Origin of the sequence: uncultured Sphingomonas sp. (genome assembly GCF_946477935.1) — a bacterium.
Lineage (GTDB): Bacteria > Pseudomonadota > Alphaproteobacteria > Sphingomonadales > Sphingomonadaceae > Sphingomonas.
Map to the genome: position 1 here is coordinate 1 of NZ_CAMLAC010000226.1, position 5981 is coordinate 5981.

Below are 5981 nucleotides of genomic sequence, written 5' to 3' on the forward strand. Positions count from 1 at the left end.
GCCCGCCGCCCCCTTCCCTTGGCAGTCGCCCGATCAGAAGGTCAGGCGCGTCGTCACCGAGAATTGCCGGTCGCTCTTGAAGAAGGAGCGCGGCGCCATCTGGCCGTCCGCGGACAGCAGATAGGCGGTCTTGGTGGTCGTATCGAGCAGGTTCTGCACCTCCAGGCCGATCTTGAAGTTGCGATTGACCGTGTAGAAGATCGATCCGTCCATCTGCCCCGCCGCCAGTGCATAGACCGGCAGGAAGGGGAAGCAGCAGTCGCGGTTCGTCAGCAGGAACTTCGAGCGCCAGCTATACGCGACGCGCGCATAGATGTTCGCCTTGTCGTAGAAGGCCGCGAGGTTGAAGTTGTACTTCGACAGCCCGGCCAGCGGCAGGTTGGAATAGAGCGACGCGGTATCCACCGGCGGCGCATTGTCCGCATTGGGGTTCAGCGGCACGCCATTCGGAATGTTGCCCGGATCGACATAGGTGAAGGTCGCCTGCGTCCCCAGTCCCGACAGGATGCCCGGCAGGAAGTCGTAGGTCTGCTGATAGCTCAGCTCGACGCCCTTCACGTCGCCGCTGCCCGGTGCGTTGGCCGGACCGTTGATCGTCACGTCGAACGTCTGACCATTATTGGTCAGCGAGCGCGTATAGCCGTAATTGTCGAGGATGATGTTCGACAGCTTCTTGTAGAACAGCGCGCCGGTCAGCGAGCCGACCTTGGCGAAATACCATTCCGCCGTCACGTCGACCTGCTTGGCCTCGACCGGACGCAGGAAGGGATTCCGCGCTTGGGCGTTGAAGCCATACGCATTGTTGTCGCCGAAGCTGACGCCGACGAAGTTGCGCAGGTCGCCGAAGTTCGGGCGCGAGATCGCTTTGGATGCCGCGGCACGGAACAGCAGCGTATCCGTCACCTGCAACTTCACGTTGGCGGCGGGCAGCCAATGGTTGAACGCCTGGCGCGCGACCTCGGGCGTCGAGGCGCCATTGGAGAAGGCCAGTGCGGCGGCCTGCTGCGCCGGCGTCACCGTGCAGAGCACGGGCACCGTCGAAAGCGACGGGTCGGCGCAATAGGCTGCGATATTGGCATATTGCGCCGGCAACACGCGGAAGGTTTCCGGGAAGGTCAGCGAGCCGAACGACTCATCCTTGGTCCGCACGAAACGCAGGCCGATATTACCCGACAGCGACATGCCGCCCGCGAAATCGTCCAGCCCGAAATCGGCACGGATATAGGCGCCCCAGGTTTCCTCGCGATTCCGGTAATATTCCGACTGGCGGAAATAGTCGTCGACCAGGTTGGTGCGGTCCTGCAACGCGACATAGCTGCCGCCGCCCGCCGCCGTCACGCGGCGCAGCAGATCGGTCAGCGCTTCATGATCGCGCAGCACGGCATCCGAGATATACGGCGTGCCCGGCGGCTGCGTAGACTGGTTACGGTAATAGTCGATATAGTTGAACCGCTCGACCGACCCCGGCTGCGTGTTCAACCCTTGCGGACCGCCGCTCGTCCAGGTTTCCGACAGGGCACCCCAGTTGTTATAATCGTTGGTGCGCACCGTCTGGTCGCGCTTGGCATAACGGCCACCCACGCGCAGCTTGCGCAGGAAGCTGTCCTCGCTGACGTCATATTGCGCATCGCCGCGGAACGCCCACTCGGTGCCGTTGTTGCGATTGCGGTTGTTCATGCCGTCGTGGAAGTAGATCGAGGCCGGATTGCCGAAATACTCGTTCACGTCACGGCCCTGCGGCTGGAACGTCACGCGCGGCGTATTGCCCGTCAGGTCGATACCGAACCCGCCATAGCTGGTGGTGCCGACATTGTCGTCGCGGCTGTTCAGCGTCGACTTCACATACTGGCCGTCGAAGTTCAGGTGCAGGCGCTCGACCGGCTCGAACTTGCCGTTCAGCGAGAAGTCCTGCGTGACCGCCTTGCTCTTGGTATAGCGGTTGGCCAGCACGATCGGCCCGCCCTCGGGCGCGAACTGGCTCAGCGGCGCGCCGTTGAAGCTGGGGAAGAAGCCGGGGCGATACAGCGATCCGCTGGTGAACACGCCGTCATCGTCATAGGTCGGGGTGGTGCCGGGCAGCGGCTTGACCTGCAACGAATCCGCCAGACCCAGGCTCGGCTCGATCGTGTGCTCGATCCACTCCAGGCGGCTGTCGGTACGCAGATATTGCGCGGTCAGCAGCACGCTGCGATCCGCATTCTCATACTGTGCCGCTGCCGACACGCCGATGCGTTCACGGTTGAACGACTGGGTGCGGTTGCCGCCGCCCATCGGCACATACACGCTCTCGCGGCCCGCCGGCACCGGATAGGTGTCGAAACGTGTCGTCTGATAGGGCGTACCCGGGTTGATGACGCGGCCTTCGCCGGCATCCTGCACACCGTTGCCGTTCCGGTCGTCGTTGAAACGCGGCAGATAGGCGGAGATGAACACCGCGTCCGACCGGCTGCGCAGCTGCGAATAGCTGCCGCTCGCCAGGAAGCCGATGCGGCCGCCGCCCGGCGCGTCCCATTGCTGGCTGAACAGGCCGACGACGGAAGGCGCGCCGCGCTGCTCCATGTCGCCGTAATTCATGCTGCCCGACAGGTAGATCAGGCGCTGGTCCTGGTCGAACGGCTTGCGGGTGTTGATGTTGACGGTGCCCGAGATACCGCCTTCGATCAGGTCGGCGGTCAGGTTCTTGAACACCTCGACCGAACCGATCAGCTCGGCCGGCACGTCGTTGAACCCGATCTCGCGACCGCCGGAGGCGGCAAAGGTGTCGCGCCCGTTGAACTCGCCACGAACGTAGGACAGGCCGCGGATCACCACGCCCGAACCCTCGACGGAGAAGTGCGCGGAATCGGTCGGTGCGGCGAAGCGGCTGATCGCCACGCCCGGCACGCGCTGCAGCGCCTCGTTCACCGAACGGTCGGGCAGTGCGCCGATGTCCTGCGCGGTGATCGCGTCGACCACCGTGTCCGAATTGCGCTTGATGTTCTGCGCGGTCGCCAGGCTCTGGCGCACGCCGGTGACCACGATCTCGTCGCGGCCCGTGTCGGGCGGCGTGACGGCGGCTTCCTGCGCGGCGCCCGACGTGCCCGTCGTGGCCGCGGCCTGGTCCAGCGCGGTCGGCGCGGTTCCGGCCTCGACGCTGGGCGTGCCCGACGTGGTGCCCTGCGAGCCTTCACCCGCCGGCTTGGCGGGGGTTCCGTCCTGCGCCCATGCCGGCTGCGCTGCGCACAGCAGGGCCAGAGCCGACACACCGATGTTCAGATTACGCCAATTCCGCGCAGCGTCACGCGACACACGATCCTTCATGCAACCCCCTCCAGACATGACTTCCCCACCGCCAACCGGTCTGTTCGCCGGGTCGGTTCTTCCGTCCTGCAATAAAATATGGTTCAGTTCCCGTCGGTTATCTCAATGCAAAATCGGCGACAAGAGAAATAACGCAACTTGACATAAGTAAACTTGCTGGCGTGGCGAAAAGGTCGCTACTGCCGTAAAGCGGCAAATACGGCGCGAAGGGGGGGATGCATGACCGGGCAGAACGGTGATCGCGTGCGGGTGGTGGTGGTCGGCGGCGGCACCGCCGGCTGGATGACCGCCGCCGGCCTGACCACGCTGATGCCGGCGGCGGCCGACGTCCATCTGATCGAATCGGCGGAGATCGGCATCGTCGGGGTCGGCGAAGCCACCCTGCCCCATCTGCGCGCCTTCATTCAGCGGCTGGGAATCGATGAGGTCGCGTTCATGGCCGCGACCCATGCCACCTTCAAACTCGGCATCGATTTCCACGATTTCGGCCGCATCGGCGACCGCTACATCCATCCCTTCGGCACCTATGGCCAGGCGCTCGGCGGCGTCGGCTTCCACCATTATTGGCTGCGGCGTCACCATGGGGGCAATCCGGTGCCGCTGGGCGCCTATTCGGCCGGGGTCGTCGCGGCCGAACGGTGCCGTTTCGCCCGCCCGGATCCGGAGAGCGACGCGCTGCAGGACAGCTTCGGCTACGCTTATCAGTTCGATGCGACCCGTTTCGCGCCCTTTCTGCGCGCCCATGCCGAAGCGCGCGGTTGCCGCCGTACCGAGGGGCGGGTCGTCTCGGTCGATCGCGATGCGCAGGACGGCCGCGTCACCGCGGTCCATCTGGCGAACGGCACCCGGATCGAGGGCGATCTTTTCGTCGACTGCTCGGGCTTCCGCGCACTGCTGATCGGCGGCGAACTCAATGAGGCGTGGGAGGACTGGTCCCACTGGCTGCCCTGCGACCGGGCGGTGGCGGTGCCCTGCACCCATGCGCCAGGACCGATCGCCCCGCTGACCCGCGCGACCGCGATGCCCGCCGGATGGCGCTGGCGCATTCCGCTCACCACCCGCGTCGGCAACGGCTATGTCTATGCCAGCCGCTATTGCGATGACGACACCGCGCGCGGAGCCCTGCTCGCCGCGCTGGAGGGCGAGGCGCTGGCCGAGCCGCGTCTGCTCCGTTTCCATGCCGGGCGGCGACGGCATAGCTGGTCGCAGAACGTCGTCGCGGTGGGCCTCGCCTCGGGCTTTCTCGAACCGCTCGAATCGACCAGCATCTATCTGGTGCAGATGGCGATCACCGCCCTGATCGAACATTTCCCGGACGTTCGCGTCGCCGATGCCGACCGCGACGGCTTCAACACCGCGGTCGATGCCGAATATGACCGCATCCGCGATTTCCTGATCCTGCACTATCACGCCACCACGCGTGACGATTCCCCCTTCTGGGATCATGTCCGCACCATGGCGATCCCCGACACGCTGGCCGACCGGATCGCGTTGTGGCGACAAACGGCGCAGGTTGCGCATTACAGCTACGGTCTGTTCCTCGAACCCAGTTGGCTGGCCGTTTATCTCGGCCAGAACATCGTGCCGGACGGTTGGGATCCACGCGCCGACGGGGCCGACCCCGCGCAACTGGATCAGGCGCTGGCCGCACTCGCCGCCGGTATCGGCACCGCGATCGATGCCCTGCCTCCTCATGAAGCGAGCCTGCCACGATGAGCCGCAACCGACAGGACAGGCTGCGCCGCGTCACCATCCTCGGCGGCGGCCCGGTCGCCGGCATTGCGGCGCTCGGTTTCGCCCGGGCGCTGCCCGGCACGCGGGTCGACTGGATCATGCGGCCGGTCGACCCCGAGGCGCTGGCCGATCGCCTGCCCGCCACGCTGCCCTCCAGCGCGCCGCACTTGGAACAACTGGGTTTGGACGAGGCCATGCTGGTCGCCAGGGCCGGCGCGACGCACCGGCTGGGCGAGCGATTCCTCGGCTGGGGGCCGGCGGACTATATAACCAGCGAGGGGCAGGCGATGCCGCTCGGCGTCGCCGGCGCGCTCCACCATCACCACGCGCTCGCCCCCCGGCACCCGCTTCACAGCTATCGCCCCGCCGCGGTGCTGGCCGATGCCGGGCGCTTCGTCCACCCGACCGCGCCCGACGGCCCGCTCGGCTTCCACGACTATGGCCTGCGCCTCGACCCGGATGCGATCACCCCCTTTCTCGCCGACCGCGCCACCCGCGCCGGGGTCAGCATAACCTCCGGAGAGGCGGTCGACGCGGACCTGATCGTCGATGCCACCGGTCCCGCTGCCACACCCGACTGGATCGACTGGACCGACGCCCTTCCCGCCACCACCCTGACGCTCGGCACCGTCGCCGGCACCGCACCCGACCCATGCGACACCTACCGCGCCACCGACGACGGCTGGCAGGCGACATGGCCGCTGGCAAACCGCACACTCACCGGCACCGCCGTGTTTGGCGCCGGCCCCATCCGCCCCGGCCGCCGCAGGGAGCCCTGGCAGGGCAACATACTGGCCCTAGGCGACGCCGCCGCCGCGATGGGCCCCCTGTGCTGCACCGGCTTCGCGCTCGCGCTGGCGAACCTGTCCCTCGCCCTCTCCCTGCTCCCCGGCCGCGACCTGCCGCCCCTCCTGCTCGCCGAATATAACCGCCGCGCAGGCCTGCGC

General features: G+C 66.8%; 3 protein-coding genes. 2 read left to right on the forward strand and 1 reads right to left on the reverse strand.

From position 1 onward, the window contains the following. Positions 1–33: 33 nt before the first annotated feature. Positions 34–3300, reverse strand: coding sequence for a TonB-dependent receptor (locus Q0U08_RS17015; RefSeq protein WP_298092792.1), 3267 nt, complete (start codon positions 3298–3300; stop codon positions 34–36). Between the two features lie 219 nt (positions 3301–3519). Here Q0U08_RS17015 and Q0U08_RS17020 point away from each other — a divergent pair, with 219 nt between their 5' ends. Then, on the forward strand, positions 3520–5016 hold the full coding sequence (locus tag Q0U08_RS17020; RefSeq protein ID WP_298092794.1) for a tryptophan halogenase family protein: 1497 nt from the start codon (positions 3520–3522) through the stop codon (positions 5014–5016). Then, positions 5013–5981 (forward strand): tryptophan 7-halogenase (locus Q0U08_RS17025; protein WP_298092795.1); only part of this gene is annotated, 969 nt, incomplete at its 3' end. The genes Q0U08_RS17020 and Q0U08_RS17025, both read left to right, overlap by 4 nt.